Origin of the sequence: Streptomyces sp. SAT1 (genome assembly GCF_001654495.1) — a bacterium.
Lineage (GTDB): Bacteria > Actinomycetota > Actinomycetes > Streptomycetales > Streptomycetaceae > Streptomyces > Streptomyces andamanensis.
In genome coordinates this window covers 4,405,823-4,426,970 of record NZ_CP015849.1, presented here as the reverse complement: position 1 = coordinate 4,426,970, position 21,148 = coordinate 4,405,823, and the positions used below count along the sequence as shown (strand labels likewise).

Sequence of the window (21,148 nt, the reverse complement as noted above, 5' to 3'; positions counted from 1 at the left end):
CGGGGCGGCAGCGGCGCGGGAGTCGCGGCCGGTCCCCCGCGCCTTCGGGACGCGGGCCGTGGCGGGGCGCGGTCGCCCGGCGGCGCCCCGGCGAGAGCACCAGGGACGGACCGGCGGGCGCGCGCGGCGCCTCACCGCGACCGCCCACGAGAGCACCGGGGGGACAGAGCCGTCCTCCCGCGTGCCGACAGGAGGTCGGCCATGAAGGTCACCAGCGTCGCAGACCCGATCCTGCCGTTCTGCCAGCGTCTGCTCCCGGCCAGAGTCGCGGGCCTCTCACTGGACCTGCTGAAGGCCACGGCCCTGGAGCTGGCGATCCTCGCCGGGCACGTCCTCCTCTATCCCTCGGGGATCGTCCAGGAGCGCCGCGCCGCCGCGGGCCAGGTGCCCGCGCCGGACGCCGCCGCCCGACTGCCCACCGAGGCCAAGCCGCCGGTGGTCCTGCTGCACGGCTTCATCGACAACCGCTCGGTCTTCGTCCTGCTGCGCCGCAGCCTCGCCCAGCACGGACGACATCAGGTGGAGTCCCTCAACTACTCGCCGCTGACCTGCGACATCCGCACCGCGGCCGAACTGCTCGGCCGGCACATCGAGGAGATCTGCGAGCGCACCGGCAGCAGCCGGGTGGACGTCGTCGGCCACAGCCTCGGCGGCCTGATAGCCCGTTACTACGTGCAGCGGCTCGGCGGCGACCGGCGCGTGCGCACCCTCGTCACCCTGGGCACGCCGCACGCGGGCACCCGGGTCGCCCCGCTGGCCAACGCGCATCCCATCGTCCGCCAGATGCGCCCGGGTTCGGAGCTGATCGAGGAGCTGTCCCGTCCGGCACCCGGCTGCCGTACGTACTTCGTGAGCTTCTGGAGCGACCTCGACCACCTGATGGACCCGCTGGAGTCGGCCTGCGTCGAGCATCCGGACCTCAGCGCGGAGAACGTCCGGGTGAGCGGCATCGGCCATCTCGCGCTCTGTGTGCACCCCGCCGTGGCCGGGGGGATACGCGAGGCCCTGGACACCGTGCGGCCGGGCGACCCGTCCGCCGCCGCCCGGAGCGGGGAGCGGGGCGGGGACGGAGGCGCGGGCGGGAACGGCGGGGTCACCGTGGCCTGATCCTCCCCCGCCGGGCACCGGCGGTCTCCGCCGGGCACCGACCGCCCGCTCCGGGACCGGCATTGGCCCATCAGGGTCGAACATCGCCTCGAACACAAGGCCAAGCCTCTGTCCGCAGTCCGCCGAATCACGGCCGATTGCCCGTTTCCCGACGGCGGGAAACCTGCCGAAGATTGTCGCGCCCGCATACCGCCGGGTACAGTCGCCGCACTGCTCTGGCAGCCCCTGTTGTCGAGGCGAAAGAGAAGTTGGTGAACGACCGCCACCCGTCGGGGACCGCGACGCCCCCGGCTCCGGCCTCCGACGACGCCCCGGCGCCCTACGCGCCGTACGGCGGACAGGAAGCCGCCTACGGCGACTTCACCACGTACGGCGACCACGGCACCACCGGTTTCCACACCGGCGCTCACAGCACGGCCGGCTTCCCGGCCGACCCGCTCTTCGGCGAACTCCCCGACGGCGGCCGGACGGACGGCGGCGGCACGACCGGCGCGTACGACACCACCCAGTGGTCCACCGGCAGCCACCAGACCGTGCACCACGACCTGTACGCGGCCCAGCACCACGCCGCGTACGACACCGGCGCCTACGACACGACCGCCTGGGCCACCGGCTACCAGCACCTGTCGGCCGTACCGCAGCAGTCGGGCTCCCCCGAGGCCACCGGCCAGTGGGACACGGGCGCCTGGCTCCAGGGCGCGCCCGCCGCGGCCCCGGACGACCGGACCCAGCAGGCCGCCGACCGGACCCAGCAGTGGGACTGGGGCACCCAGACCTTCGACACCGGCGCCTATGACGCCACCCTGTGGAACACCGGTGCCCCGGCGGCCGACGACACCGCCCCCGCCCCCGGGAACTTCCCCGCGCAGCGGACCTACGACGAGAGCGCCACGTACGAAGCGGCCGGTACGTACGACGAGACGGGTACGTACGAGGAGACCGGTGCGTACGAGGAGCACCGGCCCCACGACGAGACCCGGACGTTCGACCGGCTCGACCCGTACGCCGCCGCCCCCGGCGGCCCGGACTCCGGTACGGAGCGCGGTGGCCCGGCCGACACCGGTGAACTGCCCGTCGCCGCCCTGCTGGAGGAGCAGGAAGAGATCACTCCGGTTCCGTCGTCGCGTGCGGCCTCGCGCGGCCAGGGCCGTTCGCGGCGCCGCCCCCCGGCCCGGCGTTCGGCGCTGCTGACCGTAGCGGTGCCCTCGGTGTGCGTCGTGGGTGTCGCCGGTATCGCCGCGGCCTCCGTCGGCAGCTTCACCGACGACGGCAAGGACACCGCGGCCGCCTCCGCCTCCGAGGCGCACCCCGTGCAGCCGGCCACCGCCAACAACAAGCTGGACACCCAGCTCCAGAGCCTGTCCGCCGGTGCCGACGACTTCGCCGACCGGGCCAGCCGCACCCAGGAGCGCATCGACCTCAAGGCGCAGCAGGAGGCCGACCGGAAGAAGGCGGCCGAGGAGGCGGAGCGCAAGGAGCGGCTGCGCCCCAAGTTCGCGCTGCCGGTGGCGCAGAAGGGGCTCAGCGCCTACTTCGGGCAGGCCGGCGTGAACTGGATGTCCGTGCACACCGGCATCGACTTCCCCGTCTGGTACGGGACGACGGTCATGGCGGCCACCGACGGCACCGTGCGCACCCAGTTCAACAGCGCCTACGGCAACATGCTGATCCTCACCGCGAAGGACGGCACGGAGACGTGGTACTGCCACCTCTCCCGCTACCAGGTCGTCACCGGCGCCACCGTCAAGGCGGGGCAGCCGATCGCCTTCTCGGGCAAGTCCGGCAACTCCACCGGTCCGCACCTGCACTTCGAGGTACGGCCCGGCGGCGGCGCGCCGATCAACCCGCTGCCGTGGCTGCGCAGCCACGGCCTGGACCCGACGTAGCGGCACGGCGTCGCGCGGCGCGTACCGTCGAGCCCCCGCCTGACCGGCGGGGGCTCACGGCTTCTCCGGGCGGAAGAGCCCTACAGCTTCTCGACCGGCGCGTACCGCAGCAGCAGCCGCTTGGGCTTGGTGTCGCCGAAGTCGATCGTCGCCTCCGTGTTGCCACCGGTGCCCTTGACGGCGACCACCGTGCCCAGGCCGAACTGGTCGTGCGTGACCCGGTCGCCGACGGCGAGGGCCACCACCGGCTTCTCCGCGCTCCGGCGGGTGGCGAACCCGGAGGCGCCGGACGCCGACGAACGCGAACGGGACGACGACAGCGACGCCGCGACACCGGAGGCGGGCCCGGAGGACATGGGCGCGGAACCACCCGTGCGCTTCCAGTCCACGTGCGCCTCCGGGATCTCCTCCAGGAAGCGGGAGGGCGGGTTGTACGACGGCTGCCCCCACGCGCTGCGCATCGCCGAGCGGGTCAGATACAGCCGCTCCCGCGCGCGGGTGATGCCGACGTAGGCGAGCCGGCGCTCCTCCTCCAGCTCCTTGACCTGGCCGAGGGCCCGCATGTGCGGGAAGACGCCGTCCTCCATGCCGGTGAGGAAGACCACCGGGAACTCCAGGCCCTTGGCGGTGTGCAGGGTCATCAGGGTGATGACGCCGTCGCCGTCCTCCTCGTCGGGGATCTGGTCGGAGTCGGCGACCAGGGCGACCTGCTCCAGGAACTCGGAGAGCGCGACCGACTCGCCCTCCTCACGACCCTGCTCGAACTCCAGTGCGACGGCGGCGAGTTCCTGGAGGTTCTCGATCCGGGTCTCGTCCTGCGGGTCGGTGGAGGACTGCAACTCGGCCAGATAGCCCGTGCGTTCGAGGACGGCCTCCAGGACCGTGGCCGGCCCGGCGCCCGACTCGACGATGGTGCGCAGCTCCTCCATCAGCGTGTTGAACCGCTTGACGGCGTTGGTCGAGCGCGCGGCCATGCCGTACGCCTCCTCGACCCGGCGCAGCGCCTGCGGGAAGCTGATCTTCTCCCGCTGGGCGAGCGCGTCGATCATCGCCTCGGCGCGCTCGCCGATGCCCCGCTTGGGCACGTTGAGGATGCGGCGCAGTGGGACGGAGTCCTCCGGGTTGGCCAGGACCCGCAGGTAGGCGAGGACGTCCCGGACCTCCTTGCGCTCGTAGAAGCGGACCCCGCCGACGACCTTGTAGGGCAGGCCGACGCGGATGAAGATCTCCTCGAAGACACGGGACTGCGCGTTGGTGCGGTAGAAGACGGCGACGTCGCCCGCCTTGGCCTCGCCCGCGTCCGTGAGGCGGTCTATCTCCTCGGCGACGAACTGGGCCTCGTCGTGCTCGGTGTCCGCGACATAGCCGGTGATGCGGGCACCGGCGCCGGCGTTGGTCCACAGGTTCTTCGGGCGGCGCGACTCGTTGCGCTCGATGACCGCGTTGGCGGCGGTCAGGATGGTCTGCGTGGAGCGGTAGTTCTGCTCCAGCAGGATCGTCGTCGCGTCCGCGTAGTCCTCCTCGAACTGGAGGATGTTGCGGATGGTCGCGCCGCGGAAGGCGTAGATCGACTGGTCGGCGTCACCGACCACGCACAGCTCGGCGGGGCCGAGGTCGTCCGGTCCCGGCGGGACGTCCTCGGGGTGGGCGGCGGTGCCGACGAGCTCCCGCACGAGGGCGTACTGGGCGTGGTTGGTGTCCTGGTACTCGTCGACCAGGACGTGCCGGAAGCGGCGGCGGTAGTGCTCGGCGACGTCCGGGAAGGCGCGCAGCAGGTTGACCGTCGTCATGATCAGGTCGTCGAAGTCGAGGGCGTTGGCCTCGCGCAGCCGCGACTGGTAGAGGGCGTACGCCTGGGCGAGGGTCTTCTCGAAGCCGTCGGTGGCCTGGGCGGCGAAGTCCTCCTCGTCGATCAGCTCGTTCTTCAGATTGCTGATCTTCGCGCTGAAGGACTTGGGCGGGAAGCGCTTGGGGTCGAGGTCCAGGTCGCGGCAGACCAGGGCCATCAGGCGCTTGGAGTCGGCGGCGTCGTAGATCGAGAAGGAGGAGGTGAAGCCGAGCCGCTTGGACTCCCGGCGCAGGATGCGCACGCACGCGCTGTGGAAGGTCATCACCCACATCGCGTTGGCCCGCGGGCCGACGAGCTGCTCGACGCGCTCCTTCATCTCACCGGCGGCCTTGTTGGTGAAGGTGATCGCCAGGATCTGCCCGGGGTGGACGCCCCGCGCGCCCAGCAGGTGGGCGATGCGGTGGGTGAGCACCCGGGTCTTGCCGGAACCGGCGCCGGCCACGATGAGCAGCGGGGAGCCGGAGTGGACGACGGCCGCGCGCTGGTTCTCGTTGAGCCCGTCCAGGAGGGCGGCCGGGTCGACGGCCGGACGCGGGGCGCCGTCGCGGTAGTAGGAGTCCGCGCCGCGGGAGCCCTGGTCCGGGGGCACGTCGAACTTCCCGCCGAACAGATCGTCCGGAACCGGCTCCGGAGCGTGCTCGTCCTCGGGGGGCGGGGGTTCCTCCTCGTGGCCGCGGGGGGCCTGGAGGTCCGCCAGGAAGCTGTCGTCAAAGAGGCTGCTCATCGCTCTCCGAGTCTAGGGCTCCCCACCGACAACCCGGGGCCGCCCCGGAAACTTCACCGCGGCCGGACGGGGACGTGCGTCACAGGAGACGCGTGTCACGCACAGGGGATGCATGTCACGGGGCCGTGGGATACGGGGGGCGTACGTCGCGGGGGCGTACGTCGCGAGGGACGTGGCTCACGGGGCGTACGTCGCGGGAGGCCCGCGTTGCGGGGGGGTGCCTCTATGTCGTTCGTCAAGCTCGCTGTGGTCATGCGGCGGCTGTTTCCGGGACGCGTGGTTCGTAGAAAGTGCCGTCACGGAGCATCGCGAACAGGACGCTGATGCGGTGGCGGGCGAGGCGGAGGAGGGCCTGGGTATGGGTCTTCCCGCGGGTCCGGCATTTGTCGTAGTAGGTGCGGGAGGTGGGGTCGTGCAGGGCTGCGAACGCGGAGAGGAACATCGCACGTTTGAGCTGCCGGTTTCCGCCTCGTGGCGCGTGTTCGCCGTGGATCGAGGTCCCCGAGGACTTCGTTGCCGGAGCCAGGCCGGCGTAGGAGGCCAGGTGGGCGGCGGTGGGGAAACTGGTGCCGTCGCCGACGGTCACCAGCAGAACTGCGGCGGTCCTGACCGCGACTCCCGGCATCGAGGTCAGGACCTTGGAAAGAGGGTGATCCTCCAGCAGGGCTCTGATCTGGGCTTCCAACGCCCGGCGCTGTTCGTGGACGGCGGCGAGCGAGCGGGCCAGAGAAGGGATCACAGTGTCGAGGGTGCCGGTGCCGGGGACGACGACGGTCTGTTCGTCGAGCGCGTCGAAGATGTCGTCGATCAGCCGGACGGCCATGCGTGGAGCCTTGGGTCTGACCACCTCGACGAGTCTGCGGCGGCCGGCTTTCCGCAGCGCGGCCGGGGAGCCGTAGCGTTCCAGCAGCCAGGTCAAGGCGGGGTGGTCCAGGCGTGGTCCGACGACGCGCTCCAGCGAGGGGTGGAACTGGGTGAGCAGGCCGCGTATCCGGTTGGAGGTGCGGGTGGCCTCGGCCGCGAGGTCCTGGTCGAAGCCCGCCAGCACGGTCAGCTCGGCGGTGATCTCGTCGGTCAGTTCCAGCGAGCGCAGCGTATGCGGCATGGTGCGGGCCGCGTCAGCGATCACCGCGGCGTCCTTCGCGTCGGTCTTCGCCTCACCCGGATACAGGTCGGCGATCCGCCGCATCGCCAGGCCGGGCAGGTAGGCGACCTTGCAGCCCGCATCCCTGGCCACGGTCAGCGGGAGGGCGCCGATGGAGGCGGGCTGGTCCACGATCACCAGGACGGTGCCGAACTTCGTGGTCAGCTTGTCGAAGACCGCCCGCAGCTTCGGCTCGCTGTTGGGCAGCTGCTTGTCGAAGACCTTCTTCCCGGCCAGGGTGAGCCCGTGGCCGTGATGAGCGGTTTTGCCGACGTCCAGGCCGAGGAACACGCCCACGTCTTCGGTGTCGAACATCGTGCCTTTCCAGAGAGTTGATCGTGCCGGCCTCGGCAGTGGTGTCGTACGCGCGCATCCACGTTATGCAGACCTGCCGCCCACGAGCTGTCCGGCGTTGCGCCGGACCGGGCGGTGGCCGGACCTCTCATCAGCGTCTCCGACGGCACCTCCCAGGCCCGGTGACACCACCCCCCAGGTCATGCCTTCGACAGGGGGCAACAGCCATGCCGGGCCCGGAGGCCAGCGGCCCCATTGCGGAACCGCGAAGAAGATAACGGGGGCGTGCGCGCGAGCGGCGGGAGCACGGAGACGGTTTTGCGCCCGCCCCGCGCGTGCCCCGTCCGCACGGCGTACGCCGCTCTCTAGCATCAGCACCATGCCCGTCACCTCACCTCTTCGCGCCTGGCTGGCGCAGCGTCCGCCCGCGGCCGGTGCCGCCGTGATGGCCAGCGGCATCGTCTCGATCGGGCTGGGCCTGACGGGCTTCGAGGCGCTGTCCCTCGCGGTCCTCGCGGTGGCCTGCGTCGCCTGGGTGGCGCTGGCCGCGGACTTCGCCCTGCGGCTGCTGCGCGAACGGGAGCGCTGGACGGCCGAGGCCGGCACGCCGGGCGCGCTCACCGGGGTCGCCGCGACCACCGTGCTGGGTACGCGCTTCTCCAACCTGGGCTGGCAGTGGCTCGCCGAGGCGCTGCTCGCGCTGGCCGCCGTGCTGTGGCCGTGGCTGCTGCCGCGCGTCGTGCGCAACTCGCCGCGCCCCATGCCGGGGGCGGTCTTCCTGTGCTGCGTGGCCACCGAGGGACTCGCCGTGCTCGGCGCCTCGGTGGCGAAGGCCGAGTCCGCGGCCTGGCTCGCGCACACGGCGCTCGTCTTCTTCTGGCTGGGCCTGGTGCTCTATCTCTTCGCCCTGTCCCGCTTCGGCCTCCGCCAGGTGCTCACGGGGCGTGGCGACCACTGGGTCGCGGGCGGCGCGCTGGCGATCTCCACGGTGGCCGGGGCGAAGCTGATCGCCGCCGGCGGCGCGGGGCACTACCTGTGGAACAAGGACGACGACGGCGTCCTGCACACCGTGACCCTCGCGCTGCTCGTGCTCGACCTCGCCTGGTACGCGGTCCTGGTCGTGGCGGAGGTGGTCCGGCCCCGGCCCGGGTACGACGTACGCCGCTGGTCGACCGTCTTCCCCATGGGCATGACGGCGACGGCGGCGCTGTCCGTCGCCGGCACGCTGGACAAGCCGTTCGAGGGGCTCGGCGAGGTGCTGCTCTGGGTGTCGGTGGCGGCGTGGCTGGCCGTCGCGGCGGGCGCGGTCGCCGAGGCGCGCACCGAACTGGCGGACGCCGCGCGCTGAGGCCGCGGGGCGGCGGTCAGGTCCAGAGCACCGCGATGAAGATGTTCACCGTGGTCAGCAGGCCGACCAGCCCGAACATGCTCTTGTCCACCTTCTCCTCGTCGCGCTTGACGTAGACCAGGCCGAGGATCACGACCAGCAGCGCCAGCTTCACGCCGATCTTGACGGTGTTGACGTGGTGGTCGTCGGCCTGGTTGAGGCCGACCAGGACGATGCCGGTGACCAGCATGGTCAGCGCACCGTGCAGCATGCCGGGCACGAACCGCGCCGTGCCCCGGCCCATCGCCTTCATCTGGGTGAGGAAGCCGCCGAGCAGCGCGGCGATCCCGATGATGTGCAGGCCGACGAAGAGATGGATGAGTACGTCCATGGGCCGGAGCCTAACGACAGGGCGCGAGCCCACCGGAACCGGGCCGTCCGCTCCGTCCGCCACCGCACACCTCGCCGCCTCCCGTCGCGCACGCCGCCGCGCACCCCGCCACGCCCCCGTCGCGCACGCCACCGCGCACCCCGCCGGGCCGCCATAGCACCGGGCCGCCTCCGTCCGCCCCCGAACGGACACTTCGGTCATCGCTCCGCGTGAAGGCGCCGTGACCGAGTGCCACCTGTGGTCACTTCCGGTCACCGGACGATCGGGCGGCGGCAGTTCCGTACAACCTGTCACTCGTGGGACGCGGCGCGACCTAGCGTCCTTCCCCGGGTGTCCGGCAGCCCGCCACCGTCCGGGACAGGGACGGCGGTACGGCGGCCGGGCCCCACCGCAGAAGTCCGGCGGCGGCCCGCTCCCCTGTACGGGCCGCCGCCGGACCCGCAGGGCCCGCCCCCGTGGCGGCCGGACGAAAGGACGTGACGGTCCACGTGGCCTCGCACCGCAAGCCCCGACCACGCCTGCTCAGCGGCAGCACCGCACGAACCGCCGCCACCCTCGCCCTCGCGGGCGCGGCGGCGGCCACGGGCTTCGACGGCTCCGCACAGGCCGCGCCGCAGCTGACGCCGGAGCAGGTCAGGGCCACGGTGGACCGGCTGTACCAGGAGGCGGAGACCGCCACCCAGAAGTACGACGGCGAGCGGGAGCAGGCGGAAGCGTCCGGGAAGCGGCTGCGGGCCCTGGGCGACGAGGCGGCCCGCGGACAGGCCGGGCTCAACGCGGCCCGGGAGACGCTGGGCGCCATCGCCGCCGCGCAGTACCGGGACGGCGGGATCGACCCCGCCGTGCAGTTCCTGCTCTCCGACGACCCCCGCCACTACCTGGAGGGCGCCGCGCTGGCGGAGCGGGCGGGCGCCCGGCAGGGCGCGGCCGTGGCACAGGTGCGCAGGCAGCTGCGCGGGATCGAGCAGGCGCGCGGCGCGGCCCGCACCGAGCTGGCCGCGCTCCGGTCGCGGCAGGCGGAACTGCGGCGGCAGAAGGACACGATCGACGGCAAGCTGGCCGAGGCCAGGCGGCTGCTGGACCGGCTCACCCCGCCGCAGCGCGCGGCGTCCGTCGAGGACGGCGCCGGGGCCGGGGCGCGGGCCTCCCGGTCCGGGTCCGCCGCGGGCGCGCGGGACGCGCTCACCGCCCAGGGGCCCATCGCGGCACCCACCTCCCGGGCGGCGGCGGCCGTCGCGTACGCGTACCAGAAGCTCGGCAGCCCCTATGTGTGGGGCGCCACCGGGCCGCACGCCTTCGACTGCTCCGGCCTGGTCCAGGCGGCCTACCGCGCCGCCGGGATCTCCCTCCCCCGCACCACCTACGCCCAGATCGGCGCCGGCCGCCGGGTCCCCCGCGCCGGACTGCGCCCCGGCGACCTGGTGTTCTTCTACTCCGGGATCAGCCACGTCGGCATCTATGTGGGCAAGGGGCAGATGATCCACGCCCCGAACCCCTCGGCCCCGGTCCGCCTGGCCCCGGTCGACCAGATGCCGTTCGCCGGGGCGACCCGGGTGGCGTAAGCCTCACACCAGGCGGCGCGCGGTGGCCCAGCGGGTCAGCTCGTGGCGGTTGGACAGCTGGAGCTTGCGCAGCACGGCCGAGACATGGGACTCCACCGTCTTCACCGAGATGAAGAGCTGCTTGGCGATCTCCTTGTAGGCGTACCCGCGGGCGATGAGCCGCAGCACCTCGCGCTCGCGCTGGGTGAGCCGGTCGAGGTCCTCGTCGACCGGCGGGGCGTCGGTGGAGGCGAAGGCGTCGAGGACGAACCCGGCGAGCCGCGGGGAGAACACGGCGTCGCCCTCCTGCACCCGGAAGATCGAGTCGACGAGGTCGGTGCCCGTGATCGTCTTGGTCACATAGCCGCGCGCCCCGCCCCGGATCACCCCGATCACGTCCTCCGCGGCGTCCGAGACGGACAGCGCGAGGAAGCGGACGGGCCGCTCGGTGTCGGCCGTCAGCGCGGCGCAGCGCCGCAGCACCTCCACGCCACCGCCGCCGGGCAGATGGACGTCCAGCAGGACCACCTCGGGACGGGACTCGGTGATGACCGCGACCGCCTGGTCGACGTCGGGGGCCTCACCGACCACCTCGACCCCGGTCTCGTCGGTCCGCCCGATCTCGGCCCGCACCCCCGTACGGAACATACGGTGGTCGTCGACGAGGACCACGCGCACGTGCCGCCCCGCCCCGCCGCCCGTGGTACCGGCCGCCTCCGTCGCCTCGGCCGCCGTGCCGTTCGCCTCGGTCGGGTCGCTCATCACGTGTTCTCCGCCCTCTCCATCTCCAGCTCGACCTCCGTGCCGCCGTCCGGCACCGCGCGCAGCCGGGCCGTTCCCCCGTTGCGCTCCATGCGGCCAATGATCGATTCTCTGACACCCATGCGGTCGGCGGGTATCGCGTCGAGGTCGAAGCCGGGCCCCCGGTCGCGGACGGACACGAAGACCTTGCGCCCCTCGACCTCGGCGTACACCTGCACGGCGCCGCCCTCGCCACCGTACTTGGCGGCGTTCACCATGGCTTCCCTCGCGGCCTGCATCTGGGCTCCGATCCGCTCGTCGAGCGGGCAGTCGCCGACCACGACCACCTCCAGGGGGACGCCGTGCTTGTCCTCGACCTCGGCGGCGTTGCGCTTCACCGCCTCGGCGAGCGTGGCCGGTTCGTCCTCCTCGTCCTTGCCGTTGCCCTCCGGCTTGTAGAGCCAGGCGCGCAGGTCGCGCTCCTGGGCGCGGGCGAGGCGGCGCACCTCTCCCGCGTTCTCCGCGTTGCGCTGGATCAGGGTCAGGGTGTGCAGCACCGAGTCGTGGACGTGGGCGGCGACCTCGGCGCGCTCCTGGGCGCGGATGCGCATCAGCCGCTCCTCGGAGAGGTCCTGGGTCATCCGCACCAGATACGGCCCGGCCAGCAGCGTTATCCCGACGAGCACGGCGAGGCCCGCCTGGAGGACCGAGCCGAGGTGGGCGGCCGAGCCCTGGAGGACGAAGATGGCGGAGACGCCCGCGGTGACCAGCAGCACGCCCGCGCCCGCGCGCAGCAGGGTGAGCGTACGGCGGCGGCGGCCGACCTCCATCCAGCGGGCCCGCCGGGCGTTGTCCGCCTGGCGCCAGACGAGGGCGACGCCCGCGGCGACCAGGACGGCGGGCAGGAGATATGCCTTGGCGCCGCCGCCGAGGTTGACGCTGCCGACGAAGACCGACGCCACGACGACCATGAGCAGCAGGGCGACGATCTGGCCCTTGTCCGGTCTGCGGGTGACGATCCTGCGGCGGCCGTCCGGCGAGGTCTCCGTGGTCACGAAGGCCGGCGGCCGCTGCCCGCCGACCCCGCCGACGCCGAGCGGCACGAAGAACCAGAAGGCCGCGTACAGCAGCGCGCCGAGGCCGTCGGCCATGAACAGCCCGGCGAAGACGAGCCGCACCCACACCACGGGCAGCCCGAGGTGCCCGGCGAGGCCCCGCGCCACTCCGCCCAGCCAGCGTCCGTCGCTGCTGCGGTAGAGCTTGCGCGGGGGCCGCGGGTCGTCGACGGGCAGTGCTGCGGCTTCCGGCATGCCAACGATGGTCACATGCGCGCCGGGCGGGGGCATCAGGGTCGGCCCCCGAGACTCCCCTGATCTTCGCGGCGGCGCCCCCGGGGCCCGTCGAACGCATCCCCCGGCGGGGCTCAGGGGCGAATCAGGGTTCTGCCAGGGTCGTCCCGACTGCCGCTGCGGCGGCTCGCCCGTCACCATGGACGCATGACGAATCACCAGCACGCCGGAACGGGCCAGGAACCCGGCTCGGCCCCGCGCCCGGCTCCGGGTGCCGGGCCCGGGGCCGCCGCGCCCGGCCCGGCTGCGGGTGCGGGTGCGGGCGGACAGCCGGGCCCGGACGAGCGGCCCGGCCGGACCGGAGAGGCGAGCGTGAAGGGGACAGGGAGAACAGGGGGAGAGGGGACAGAGGGGACAAAGAGGACGGCAGGTCAGCCGGGGACGGCAGGGGCAGCAGGGACGACCGGCGGCGGTCCCGGCACCGGCACCGGCGGCGATCCTGGTACCGGCACCGGCGGGGCCGCTGCCGGCGGGGTCGGCCCGCGGACCGCCACGGCCGGTTCACGGACCGCCACGGACGGGGGCGGCCCGCGGACGGACGCGGGCGGCGCGGAAGCGGACGGAAACGTTATGGGCCCGTTCGGTTTCCGGCGGGACCGGCGCCACAAGATGATCGCCGGGGTCTGCGCGGGACTGGGACGCCGGTGCGACATGGACCCGGTGATCTTCCGGATCACCCTGGCCGTGCTCTCCGCGACCGGCGGTATCGGTCTCATCTTCTACGGCTTCGCCTGGCTCTTCGTCCCCCTCGACGACGAGGACGAGAACGAGGTGCGCAAGCTCCTCACCGGCCGGGTCAACGGCCATGCGCTGGCCGCCGTGCTGTTCTCGCTGGTCGGCTGCGGAGTGTTCCTGTCCATGCTGCGCAACGGCAGCGTGCTCACCTTCGCCGTCGTCCTCTCCCTCCTCCTGGCCGGGGCCGGGTACTGGTCGCAGCACCGGGGCTCGGCCGACCCGGACCCGCTGGCGGCCCAGGCCGCCGCCGACGCGCCGCCGGAGGCCAAGGCACCCCCGGCCCCTTCGTCGTACCCGTCCTGGTGGCGGGAGCCGATCGTCAAGGACGGCACCCATGTCGGCGGCACGGGGTATCTGTGGGGACCGCAGGACCCGCGGGACCGGGACGTCGCGGCGGCCGTCAACATCAGCCGGGGCCGCCCCGGGCGTCAGACGCGGACCCCGGCCCCGGACACACCCCGCGAGCGGGGCCCGCGCCCGATCGGCGGCTGGATCTTCCTGCTCGCCGTCGGGGCCGGTGCCCTCGGCACGCGCCTGACCTGGTACGACCACACGCTTCCCGGCAGCCTCCAGACCGGTCTGGCCTGTGCGCTGGGCGTCTTCGGCCTGGGCATCGCGGTCAGCGCGTTCCTCGGCCGGACGGGGGTGGGCTCGATCCTGCTGGCCGTCATCACCGCCGGCCTCCTCGCCACCTCCACGACGCTCCCGGACAACGTCAGCGCCCACTGGTCGCACGCGACCTGGCAGCCCGCCGCCGTGACCGAGGTCCGGCCGAGGTACGACCTGGGCACCGGCGACGGCACGCTCGACCTGTCCCGAATACGGCTGGGCAAGGGCCAGAAGGTGACCGCGCGGGCCGAGGTGGGTGTGGGCCGGCTGCGGGTGGTCGTCCCCCCGGACGTGACCCTGCGGGCGACGATCGACGTGGGCGTCGGCGACATCCAGCTGCCGGGCGACGGCTCACGGGACGTGGACGTGGCCCCGGGCCGGTCCCGGCAGATCACGCTGGATCCGGCGGAGGGCGTCAAGGGCACCGGGACGGTCGACCTCGATCTGCACGTGGGCATCGGACAGGCGGAGGTGAGCCGTGCTGCTTCATGAGTTCCGGCCCGGGAGGCTGGTGGCCGGTGTCAGCGTCGTCGGCGCCGCCGTCGTCTGCGCCGGGGACGCGGGCGGCCTGTGGAAGGCGCCGTGGTTCGTGGCGATCCCGGCCGTGGTGGGCGGCCTGTGCCTGGGGGGCGTGGTGGGGATGGTCGACCGGACCGTACGACGGCGGCGCAGATCGCGCGGGGCGGAGCGGCCCGTGACGGATCCGGCCTGATCCGAATGAAAGCCCCTGGGGGTACGAACGAAAGACCCTAGCGGTAGCTGCCCAGGCCCAGGCCCAGACCCCTGCGTCGTCGCCCCGGCAGGACGGCGTCCAGGGAGAGGACGGGGGTGCCGGCGAGGACGAGAGGGAGCCAGGCCATGAGATAGGCGAGATCGTTGCCGTAGTAGTAGGGGCTGGTGGCCCAGCTGACGGTGAGCCACAGGCTGAGGGAGATGAGGGCGCCGCCGAGCGCGGCCAGGCGGCCCAGCAGGCCGAGCAGGACGCCGAGGCCGACGGCGAGTTCACCGAAGGCGATGGCGTAGCCGAAGCCGGCCGGGCTCTTCAGGGCCAGGTCGACCAGGGCCGGGACCGCGGAGGAGTCGCGGACCGCGCGCAGGGTGTCGCCGAGCGAGCCGGGCCCGGCGGCCTTCATGAAGGCGCTGTCGGTGAGCTTGTCCAGACCGGCGTAGACGAAGGTGACGCCGAGGAAGACCCGCAGGGGAAGGAGGGCGTAGCGCGAGGCCGTCTCCCGCCAGGTGCCGCGACGGTCGAGATACGCGGTCCGCGTGTCCGTACGAAGGCCATGAGTCATCGTTGTCAGCCGCCTCTCACCTCACCGCAATGCCGTTCACCCCTCGACAGACCATACGTGTGCGAGAAAGGAGGTGTCCGACCAGGCCGGGCTGTTCTTCCGGCGTCCGTATGGATTCGCCCCCCGGTTGGCCCTGGCGCCTCACCCCATCGGTGCCCCGGCACCCCATCGGTGCCCCGGTCCGCGCCTTCCGGGCCCCGGTGTCTCAGTCGGTCACGTCGATCGCGTACCGGTTGGTCTCGACGCCCGCCGCGGTCACGAGCTGCACCTCGACCCGGCCCGGTTCCACGTCGGCCGGGACCGGCACGGTCAGCACCGTGTCCGTGGGGCTGCTGAAGCCTCCCATGACGGGGACCAGGGGCACATGGACGTTGACCGCGCCGATGCGGACCACCATCCGCGACAGCCGGTCCGCTCCCTGTGCGCCCGGCGGGACGAAACCGGCGCCGCGGATCTCGATGTCGTCGCCGGTGCGGATCGGTGCGTCCAGGTCGCCCGCCTCCCGGGCCCGGACCACCGAGAGGATGACCGGGCGCCCGCCCTCCGCGTACTTGCCCGCCAGATAGGTCGCGGCGGACACCAGCGTCACCACCGCGAGTCCCCACGGCAGGTCGGGCAGCTGGTCGGGCCGCCGGGCCAGCCGCACCGCGGCGAAGGCCAGGGCGACGGCGCTGATCACGACGTACTGGATGTCGGCGAAGGTGCCGCGTCCCGCGTCGTCGGTCAGCAGGTCGGCCGCCCGCGGCCGGTCGGCCCGCACCTTCTGGAGCCGCTGGCCGAGGACCCGCAGCCCGACCACTCGCCGCACCAGCACGGCGATCCCGCACACCACGGCGAGCACGGTGACCACACCGGCGCCCCGGGCCAGTTCGAGGCCGGAGATCAGGGCGTCGCGTTCGGCGTGGTCCGAGGCCGCCGCGAGGCGGGCCGCCAGCACCAGCACCGCGTACGCCACGAACAGCACCCAGACCGCGGCGACCGTACGAGAGGTGGAGAGCCTGTTGTCCTCACCGATGACCGGGGCCAGCGCGCCGCCGCGCGCCCGGTGGAACCACGAGGCGGCCGTCAGCAGCACGGCGACCGCCACCGCCGCGAGCAGGCCCGCCGTGCGGGCGGTGCTCCAGCCCGCGCCGACCGCGGTGAGCGCCTGCACCAGGAGCAGCAGGACGACCGCGGCCCAGACCGTGTACGCGGTCCAGCGCCAGAGCCGGCCGAGCCAGGCGCCGCCCTCGGCGCGACGGCGGGCGGCGACGAGTTCCGCGGACTGCGTCAGTTCCTCGGAGACCCACTGCCTGGACGCCGACGCCGAGTGGGCCACGGCCGCGGGCAGGCCCTGCCCGGCGGCGAACTCGTCGCGCTGGAGCAGGAACGCGGCCACCGCCTGCCGGTGTCCCGCGCGTGCCCCGTGCGGGCAGTCCCCGCACGTGCAGCCGCCCGCGTGGGGATGCGTGCCCGCCCCCGTGCCGTCTCTCGCTTCCTGCACCGCCACGCCGGACGCCCGCCTTCCCCGGAACCCGCAGCCGCGCTGCGGACAACACCCCTACGCCGACTGCGAATTGTGCCCTACGGCACGCGGTCCGTGTCCGTCCGGTCCGGTCCGGAAGGGTGAAGCGCGAGGCGTCGCATTGACGCTGCGGGGATCAGCTCAGCAGGTCGGGTTCGGCGCGGCTGACCTGTTGCCACAGGGGCTGGTAGTTGATCCAGGCCACGAGGTCGCCGCCGAGCTGTTCGCGGGTCGACACCGCCGCCCGGTGGTCGATGAGGACCGGGCGGCCCGCCGCGCGGGCGGTCAGCTGCACCTGGGCGGAGCGTTCCATGGAGAGGAACCACCAGGCGGCGGCGTCCACCGAGTCGCCGACCGTCAGCAGACCGTGGTTGCGCAGCACCAGCGCCTTGCGGGAGCCGAGGGTGTCCGCGATCCGGCGGCCCTCCTCCGCGTCGACGACGACACCGGTGTAGGTGTCGTAGAGGGCGTGGTCCTCGTAGAAGGCGCAGCTCTCCTGGGTGAGCGGGTCGAGGAGTTCGCCGAGGGCGGCCAGGGCGCGGCCGTGCACGGAGTGGCAGTGGGCGACGGCGACCACGTCCGGCCGGGCCGCGTGCACCTGGGCGTGCACGGTGAAGGCGGCCTGGTTGACGTGGTGGCCGCCCTCGATGACCTGGCCGTCCTGGTTGGCGAGCACGAGGTCGCTCACGGTGACGTGCGCGAAGGGCATGCCGAAGGGATTGACCCAGAAGCAGTCGCTGAACTCGGGGTCGCGGGCGGTGATGTGGCCCGAGACGCCGTCCTCGAAGCCGTACCGGCCGAAGATCCGCAGTGCGCCCGCGAGCCGTTCCTTGCGGTGTCGGCGTTCGTCCTCCGCCGACTCGTGCATCGGCGGCATGGCGAAGCGCAGCCTGTCGGTGGGCAGGGGCGGGGGCGGAGTGGGGCCGCGGCCGTGCATGGGTCCTCCGGCGGGTGATCGGTGTACGGGCGGAAAGTACCCGGGGGCGGCCGGGAATGGCAGCGCTCGTTCGTGAAGATGCCGCGCACCCGGCCGCCCCTGTCCCATACCCGACAGGAGATGTCCGGTTTCCGCGCCACACTCACCGGCATGGCGACGAACTGGGCGGCTTTCGCCGCGACGGAACCCGACCTTGCCGCACTGGCCGAGGGGCGCTTCGGCGCCTTCCGGCACCACGTGCTCGTCACGCTGCGCGCGGACGGTACGCCCCGGACCAGCGGCCTGGAGGTGCGGTTCCTGCACGGAGAGCTGTGGCTCGGCATGATGCCGGACTCGCTGAAGGCACGCGATCTGCTGCGGGACCCGCGGTTCGCGCTCCAGGCGAATCCGGGTCCCGGCACCGCGATGGGCGGCGGCGATGTGCGGATCGGCGGGCGGGCGTTCGAGGTGACGGATCCGGAGACGAAGGGGGCGTATGTGAAAGAGGTGGAACCGCCGCAGCCGTTCCACCTCTTCCGCACCGAGCTGACGGAGGTCGTGCGGACCTCCGTCGAGGACGACCGGTATCTGGTCGTCCAGGTCTTCCGGCCCGGAGAGCCGGTGCGGACCCTCCGGCGGACCTGACCCCCACAGGGGGCACTTACAGAGCGGGGGTCACTCCCACTCGATGGTGCCCGGCGGCTTGCTCGTCACGTCGAGGACGACGCGGTTGACGTCGCGGACCTCGTTGGTGATCCGGGTGGAGATCCGGCCCAGCACCTCGTACGGCAGCCGCGACCAGTCGGCGGTCATGGCGTCCTCGCTGGAGACCGGGCGCAGCACGATCGGGTGACCGTAGGTGCGGCCGTCGCCCTGGACGCCGACGCTGCGGACGTCCGCGAGCAGGACCACCGGGCACTGCCAGATGTCGCGGTCGAGACCGGCCGCGGTCAGCTCCTCGCGGGCGATGGCGTCGGCCTCGCGCAGCAGGTCCAGGCGCTCCTTGGTGACCTCGCCGACGATGCGGATGCCGAGGCCGGGGCCGGGGAAGGGCTGGCGCTGGACGATCTCCTCCGGCAGGCCGAGCTCCTGGCCGACCATGCGGACCTCGTCCTTGAACAGCTTGCGCAGCGGCTCGATCAGCCGGAACTCCAGGTCCTCGGGCAGGCCGCCGACATTGTGGTGCGACTTGATGTTGGCGGTGCCGGTGCCGCCGCCGGACTCGACGACGTCCGGGTAGAGGGTGCCCTGCACCAGGAACTCGACCGCCGGGCCCTCGTCCGCGATGATCTCGGCCTGGGCCTGCTCGAAGACCCGGATGAACTCGCGGCCGATGATCTTCCGCTTCTCCTCGGGGTCCGAGACGCCCTTGAGCGCGGTGAGGAAGCGCTCCTCGGCGTCGACGACCTTCAGCTGGACGCCGGTGGCGGCCACGAAGTCCTTCTCGACCTGCTCGGTCTCGCCCTTGCGCATCAGGCCGTGGTCGACGTAGACGCAGGTCAGCTGGGAGCCGATGGCCTTCTGGACGAGGGCGGCGGCGACCGCGGAGTCCACGCCGCCGGACAGGCCGCAGATGGCGCGCTTGTCGCCGACCTGCTCGCGGATGGCGGCGACCTGCTCCTCGATCACGTTGCCCGTGGTCCAGGAGGGGGTGAGACCGGCGCCGCGGTACAGGAAGTGCTCCAGCACCTGCTGGCCGTGCGTGGAGTGCATGACCTCGGGGTGGTACTGGACGCCGTAGAGCTTCTTGTCGTCGTTCTCGAAGGCGGCGACCGGGACGACGTCCGTGGAGGCCGTGACGGTGAAGCCCTCGGGGGCGGCGGAGCAGGCGTCGCCGTGCGACATCCACACGGCCTGCTCGGCCGGGGTGCCCTCGAAGAGGGTGGAGGACGGCTTGGACACGGCGAGCCCGGTGCGGCCGTACTCGCGCGCGCCGGAGTTGTCGACGGTGCCGCCGAGGAGCTGCGCCATCAGCTGGAAGCCGTAGCACATTCCGAAGACGGGGACGCCGGACTCGAAGAGCGCGCGGTCCAGGCGGGGGGCGCCTTCCTCGTAGACCGAGGAGGGGCCGCCGGAGAGGATGATCGCCGCCGGGTTCTTGGCGAGCATCTCCGCCACCGGCATGGTGCTCGGCACGATCTCGCTGTAGACCCGGGCCTCACGGACGCGACGGGCGATGAGCTGGGCGTACTGCGCACCGAAGTCGACGACCAGGACGGTGTCGGGGGCGGCGGCAGCGGGAGTCGCTGATGACACGGGGTGCCTTCCGGCGGTGGGACGGGCGGGTCGGTGTACCTGCGATTCTACCGAGGTGCCGACGGGACCCGCCCCGCGCGCACGAACGCCTCGGCGGGCGGCCCGTCCGCACGCTGCCCGGACGGGACGTCTCAGCATGCGAACCGGCTTGGACGCCGTCCGGCGCCACGGCATACTGGCGCCATGCTCACGCACTCCGCGACCTTCGTCTTTACCTATGGCACCCGGCCCGCCGGCTGCCATGGTCGTGTTGCTTGAGCCACTGACGAGCGACTTCCCAGGCGCCCCGGGCCGACAAGGCCCGGGGCGTCTGGCGTTCCACCCGGTCCTTGCCGCTCCGGGGCACCGCCACCACAGCGAGGAGCCCCGCGATGACCACCACCGCCGCGACCACGACCCCGACCCCGACCGCTACCGCTACCGATGCGACCGGTGCCCGCTCCGCCGAGGCCGCGGGCGTCATCACCGACGCGCGCGAACGCATCGACGCGCTCGACGACCGGATCCTGGGCCTGGTCCAGGAACGGATGGCGGTGTCGGCCGTCGTCCAGAAGGCCCGGATCGGCTCGGGCGGGCGGCGCGTCCACCTCTCCCGCGAGATGGAGATCCTCGGCCGCTACCGCGACGCCCTCGGCAGGCCGGGCACCAGCCTGGCGATGACCCTGCTGGAGCTGTGCCGCGGCACGGTCTGACCCGGACGCCGACAGCGGGGCCGGCGGGGCCATCGCGGCCGTCGTGGCGGCCAGGGCCAGGGCGCGGCGGAGCTTCATGAAGACCTCGGGAACTCCGGCGTACCGCGGATCACGCGGTACGGAGGTTGCGGGATCTCCGCAGGGTCCGCGTCCCCCATGATCTCCGCGGCACCCGCGCCGCACATGAGCGCGGTCGGTCCCGGGCGTCCCCGGAACCGACCGTCACCCGGGTGACCGGGCTGCTGTCCCCTGCCGTCCGGTCACGTCCCCGGAGCGGGGTCCCACGACGCACGGTACGATCCGTACGTCACACCGCCCCGGAGAGCCACGCGTGGTTTCCTTCGTGGCCGTCCCTGGCTGGCACGGCCACCCCGACCAACGACGCGGGGCCCTTCGCGGTCACGCACCCGCACCGTACGGGTGAGAGCCGCGGACGGATCGGGTGCCGGTCGGCTCCTCGGTGGACGCCGTGGGCCCCCGTCCCCGTGGGCCCCCGTCCCCGTGCGCCGACGACGACCTGGACGCCGACTCGCGGCTGACGATCGCCGTCTCCGGACTGCCCGGCGAGATCGTCGCGGGCAGCGGCTGGCACCCCTTCGCGCTCACCGCGTCCAACCACAGCGACCGGCCCCCGGGCCAGGTGCAGTGGCTCGCCCTCGTCGACGACGAATCGATGAGCGAGAACGAGGATGAGCGAGAACGAGAAGGACTGGCTGAGCACCTACGCGCTGCTGGAGTACCTGTTCCTCAAGCCCGGCAGCCCCGACGGCGACCCCGGTGACGCCGAGCCC

Annotated in this window: 18 protein-coding genes; 9 read left to right on the top strand and 9 right to left on the bottom strand. The window is 73.0% G+C overall.

Annotated elements, in window-relative coordinates:
• Positions 1 to 201 precede the first annotated feature (201 nt).
• Positions 202 to 1,107: an esterase/lipase family protein gene (locus A8713_RS19190; protein ID WP_064534747.1), complete on the top strand. Its 906-nt coding sequence runs from the start codon at positions 202 to 204 to the stop codon at positions 1,105 to 1,107.
• Between the two features lie 251 nt (positions 1,108 to 1,358).
• Positions 1,359 to 2,993, top strand: a complete 1,635-nt coding sequence (locus A8713_RS19185; RefSeq protein ID WP_064534746.1) for a M23 family metallopeptidase — start codon at positions 1,359 to 1,361, stop codon at positions 2,991 to 2,993.
• Positions 2,994 to 3,073: 80 nt separating this feature from the next.
• Here the strand turns inward: A8713_RS19185 and pcrA are convergent, their stop codons facing one another.
• Together pcrA and A8713_RS19175 are read right to left on the bottom strand one after the other, a co-directional pair.
• Positions 3,074 to 5,566 (bottom strand): DNA helicase PcrA, encoded by a 2,493-nt coding sequence (gene pcrA / locus A8713_RS19180; RefSeq protein WP_064534744.1) that lies wholly within the window; start codon positions 5,564 to 5,566, stop codon positions 3,074 to 3,076.
• A 250-nt stretch (positions 5,567 to 5,816) separates the two neighbouring features.
• Positions 5,817 to 7,025, bottom strand: coding sequence for an IS110 family transposase (locus tag A8713_RS19175; protein WP_064532170.1), 1,209 nt, complete (start codon positions 7,023 to 7,025; stop codon positions 5,817 to 5,819).
• Positions 7,026 to 7,383: 358 nt separating this feature from the next.
• Between A8713_RS19175 and A8713_RS19170 the strand changes: the two genes are divergently transcribed.
• Positions 7,384 to 8,352 (top strand): tellurite resistance/C4-dicarboxylate transporter family protein, encoded by a 969-nt coding sequence (locus A8713_RS19170; RefSeq protein WP_107440667.1) that lies wholly within the window; start codon positions 7,384 to 7,386, stop codon positions 8,350 to 8,352.
• Positions 8,353 to 8,368: 16 nt separating this feature from the next.
• On the opposite strand, the gene A8713_RS19165 is transcribed toward A8713_RS19170, so the two are convergent.
• The gene (locus A8713_RS19165) at positions 8,369 to 8,722 is read right to left on the bottom strand and encodes a hypothetical protein (RefSeq protein ID WP_064534742.1); all 354 of its coding nucleotides are present in this window, start codon (positions 8,720 to 8,722) and stop codon (positions 8,369 to 8,371) included.
• Positions 8,723 to 9,210: 488 nt separating this feature from the next.
• Between A8713_RS19165 and A8713_RS19160 the strand changes: the two genes are divergently transcribed.
• A complete protein-coding gene (locus tag A8713_RS19160) occupies positions 9,211 to 10,284 on the top strand; it encodes a C40 family peptidase (protein WP_173860981.1) in 1,074 nt (357 codons plus the stop codon).
• 3 nt (positions 10,285 to 10,287) lie between these two features.
• Here the strand turns inward: A8713_RS19160 and A8713_RS19155 are convergent, their stop codons facing one another.
• Positions 10,288 to 11,025, bottom strand: coding sequence for a LuxR C-terminal-related transcriptional regulator (locus A8713_RS19155; RefSeq protein WP_064534740.1), 738 nt, complete (start codon positions 11,023 to 11,025; stop codon positions 10,288 to 10,290).
• Positions 11,025 to 12,314 (bottom strand): ATP-binding protein, encoded by a 1,290-nt coding sequence (locus tag A8713_RS19150; protein WP_064534739.1) that lies wholly within the window; start codon positions 12,312 to 12,314, stop codon positions 11,025 to 11,027. Before A8713_RS19150 ends, A8713_RS19155 begins: the two co-directional genes overlap by 1 nt.
• Before the next feature lie 609 nt (positions 12,315 to 12,923).
• On the opposite strand from A8713_RS19150, the gene A8713_RS19145 reads away from it, so the two are divergent.
• Together A8713_RS19145 and A8713_RS19140 are read left to right on the top strand one after the other, a co-directional pair.
• The gene (locus A8713_RS19145) at positions 12,924 to 14,189 is read left to right on the top strand and encodes a PspC domain-containing protein (RefSeq protein ID WP_079159041.1); all 1,266 of its coding nucleotides are present in this window, start codon (positions 12,924 to 12,926) and stop codon (positions 14,187 to 14,189) included.
• Entirely contained in the window at positions 14,176 to 14,409 is a 234-nt protein-coding gene (locus A8713_RS19140; RefSeq protein ID WP_064534738.1) for a hypothetical protein, read from the top strand. Before A8713_RS19145 ends, A8713_RS19140 begins: the two co-directional genes overlap by 14 nt.
• 37 nt (positions 14,410 to 14,446) lie before the next feature.
• Here A8713_RS19140 and A8713_RS19135 read toward each other — a convergent pair whose 3' ends face one another.
• The 3 genes from A8713_RS19135 to A8713_RS19125 all read right to left on the bottom strand — a co-directional run bounded on the left by A8713_RS19135 (position 14,447) and on the right by A8713_RS19125 (position 17,430).
• On the bottom strand, positions 14,447 to 14,989 hold the full coding sequence (locus A8713_RS19135) for a DoxX family membrane protein (protein WP_064534737.1): 543 nt from the start codon (positions 14,987 to 14,989) through the stop codon (positions 14,447 to 14,449).
• A 205-nt stretch (positions 14,990 to 15,194) separates the two neighbouring features.
• Entirely contained in the window at positions 15,195 to 16,478 is a 1,284-nt protein-coding gene (locus A8713_RS19130) for a hypothetical protein (protein ID WP_064534736.1), read from the bottom strand.
• Between the two features lie 151 nt (positions 16,479 to 16,629).
• On the bottom strand, positions 16,630 to 17,430 hold the full coding sequence (locus tag A8713_RS19125) for a class II aldolase/adducin family protein (RefSeq protein WP_064534735.1): 801 nt from the start codon (positions 17,428 to 17,430) through the stop codon (positions 16,630 to 16,632).
• A gap of 150 nt (positions 17,431 to 17,580) precedes the next feature.
• Here A8713_RS19125 and A8713_RS19120 point away from each other — a divergent pair, with 150 nt between their 5' ends.
• Complete coding sequence (locus A8713_RS19120) at positions 17,581 to 18,054, top strand: pyridoxamine 5'-phosphate oxidase family protein (protein ID WP_064537583.1); 474 nt, start codon at positions 17,581 to 17,583, stop codon at positions 18,052 to 18,054.
• Between the two features lie 30 nt (positions 18,055 to 18,084).
• Here the strand turns inward: A8713_RS19120 and guaA are convergent, their stop codons facing one another.
• On the bottom strand, positions 18,085 to 19,665 hold the full coding sequence (gene guaA, locus A8713_RS19115; RefSeq protein WP_064534734.1) for a glutamine-hydrolyzing GMP synthase: 1,581 nt from the start codon (positions 19,663 to 19,665) through the stop codon (positions 18,085 to 18,087).
• Between the two features lie 371 nt (positions 19,666 to 20,036).
• Here guaA and A8713_RS19110 point away from each other — a divergent pair, with 371 nt between their 5' ends.
• Together A8713_RS19110 and A8713_RS33615 are read left to right on the top strand one after the other, a co-directional pair.
• Positions 20,037 to 20,357 carry a chorismate mutase gene (locus A8713_RS19110; RefSeq protein WP_064534733.1) on the top strand — a complete coding sequence of 107 codons (321 nt, stop codon included), beginning with the start codon at positions 20,037 to 20,039 and terminating at the stop codon, positions 20,355 to 20,357.
• Positions 20,358 to 20,799: 442 nt separating this feature from the next.
• Entirely contained in the window at positions 20,800 to 21,138 is a 339-nt protein-coding gene (locus tag A8713_RS33615) for a hypothetical protein (protein ID WP_159393108.1), read from the top strand.
• Positions 21,139 to 21,148 lie beyond the last annotated feature (10 nt).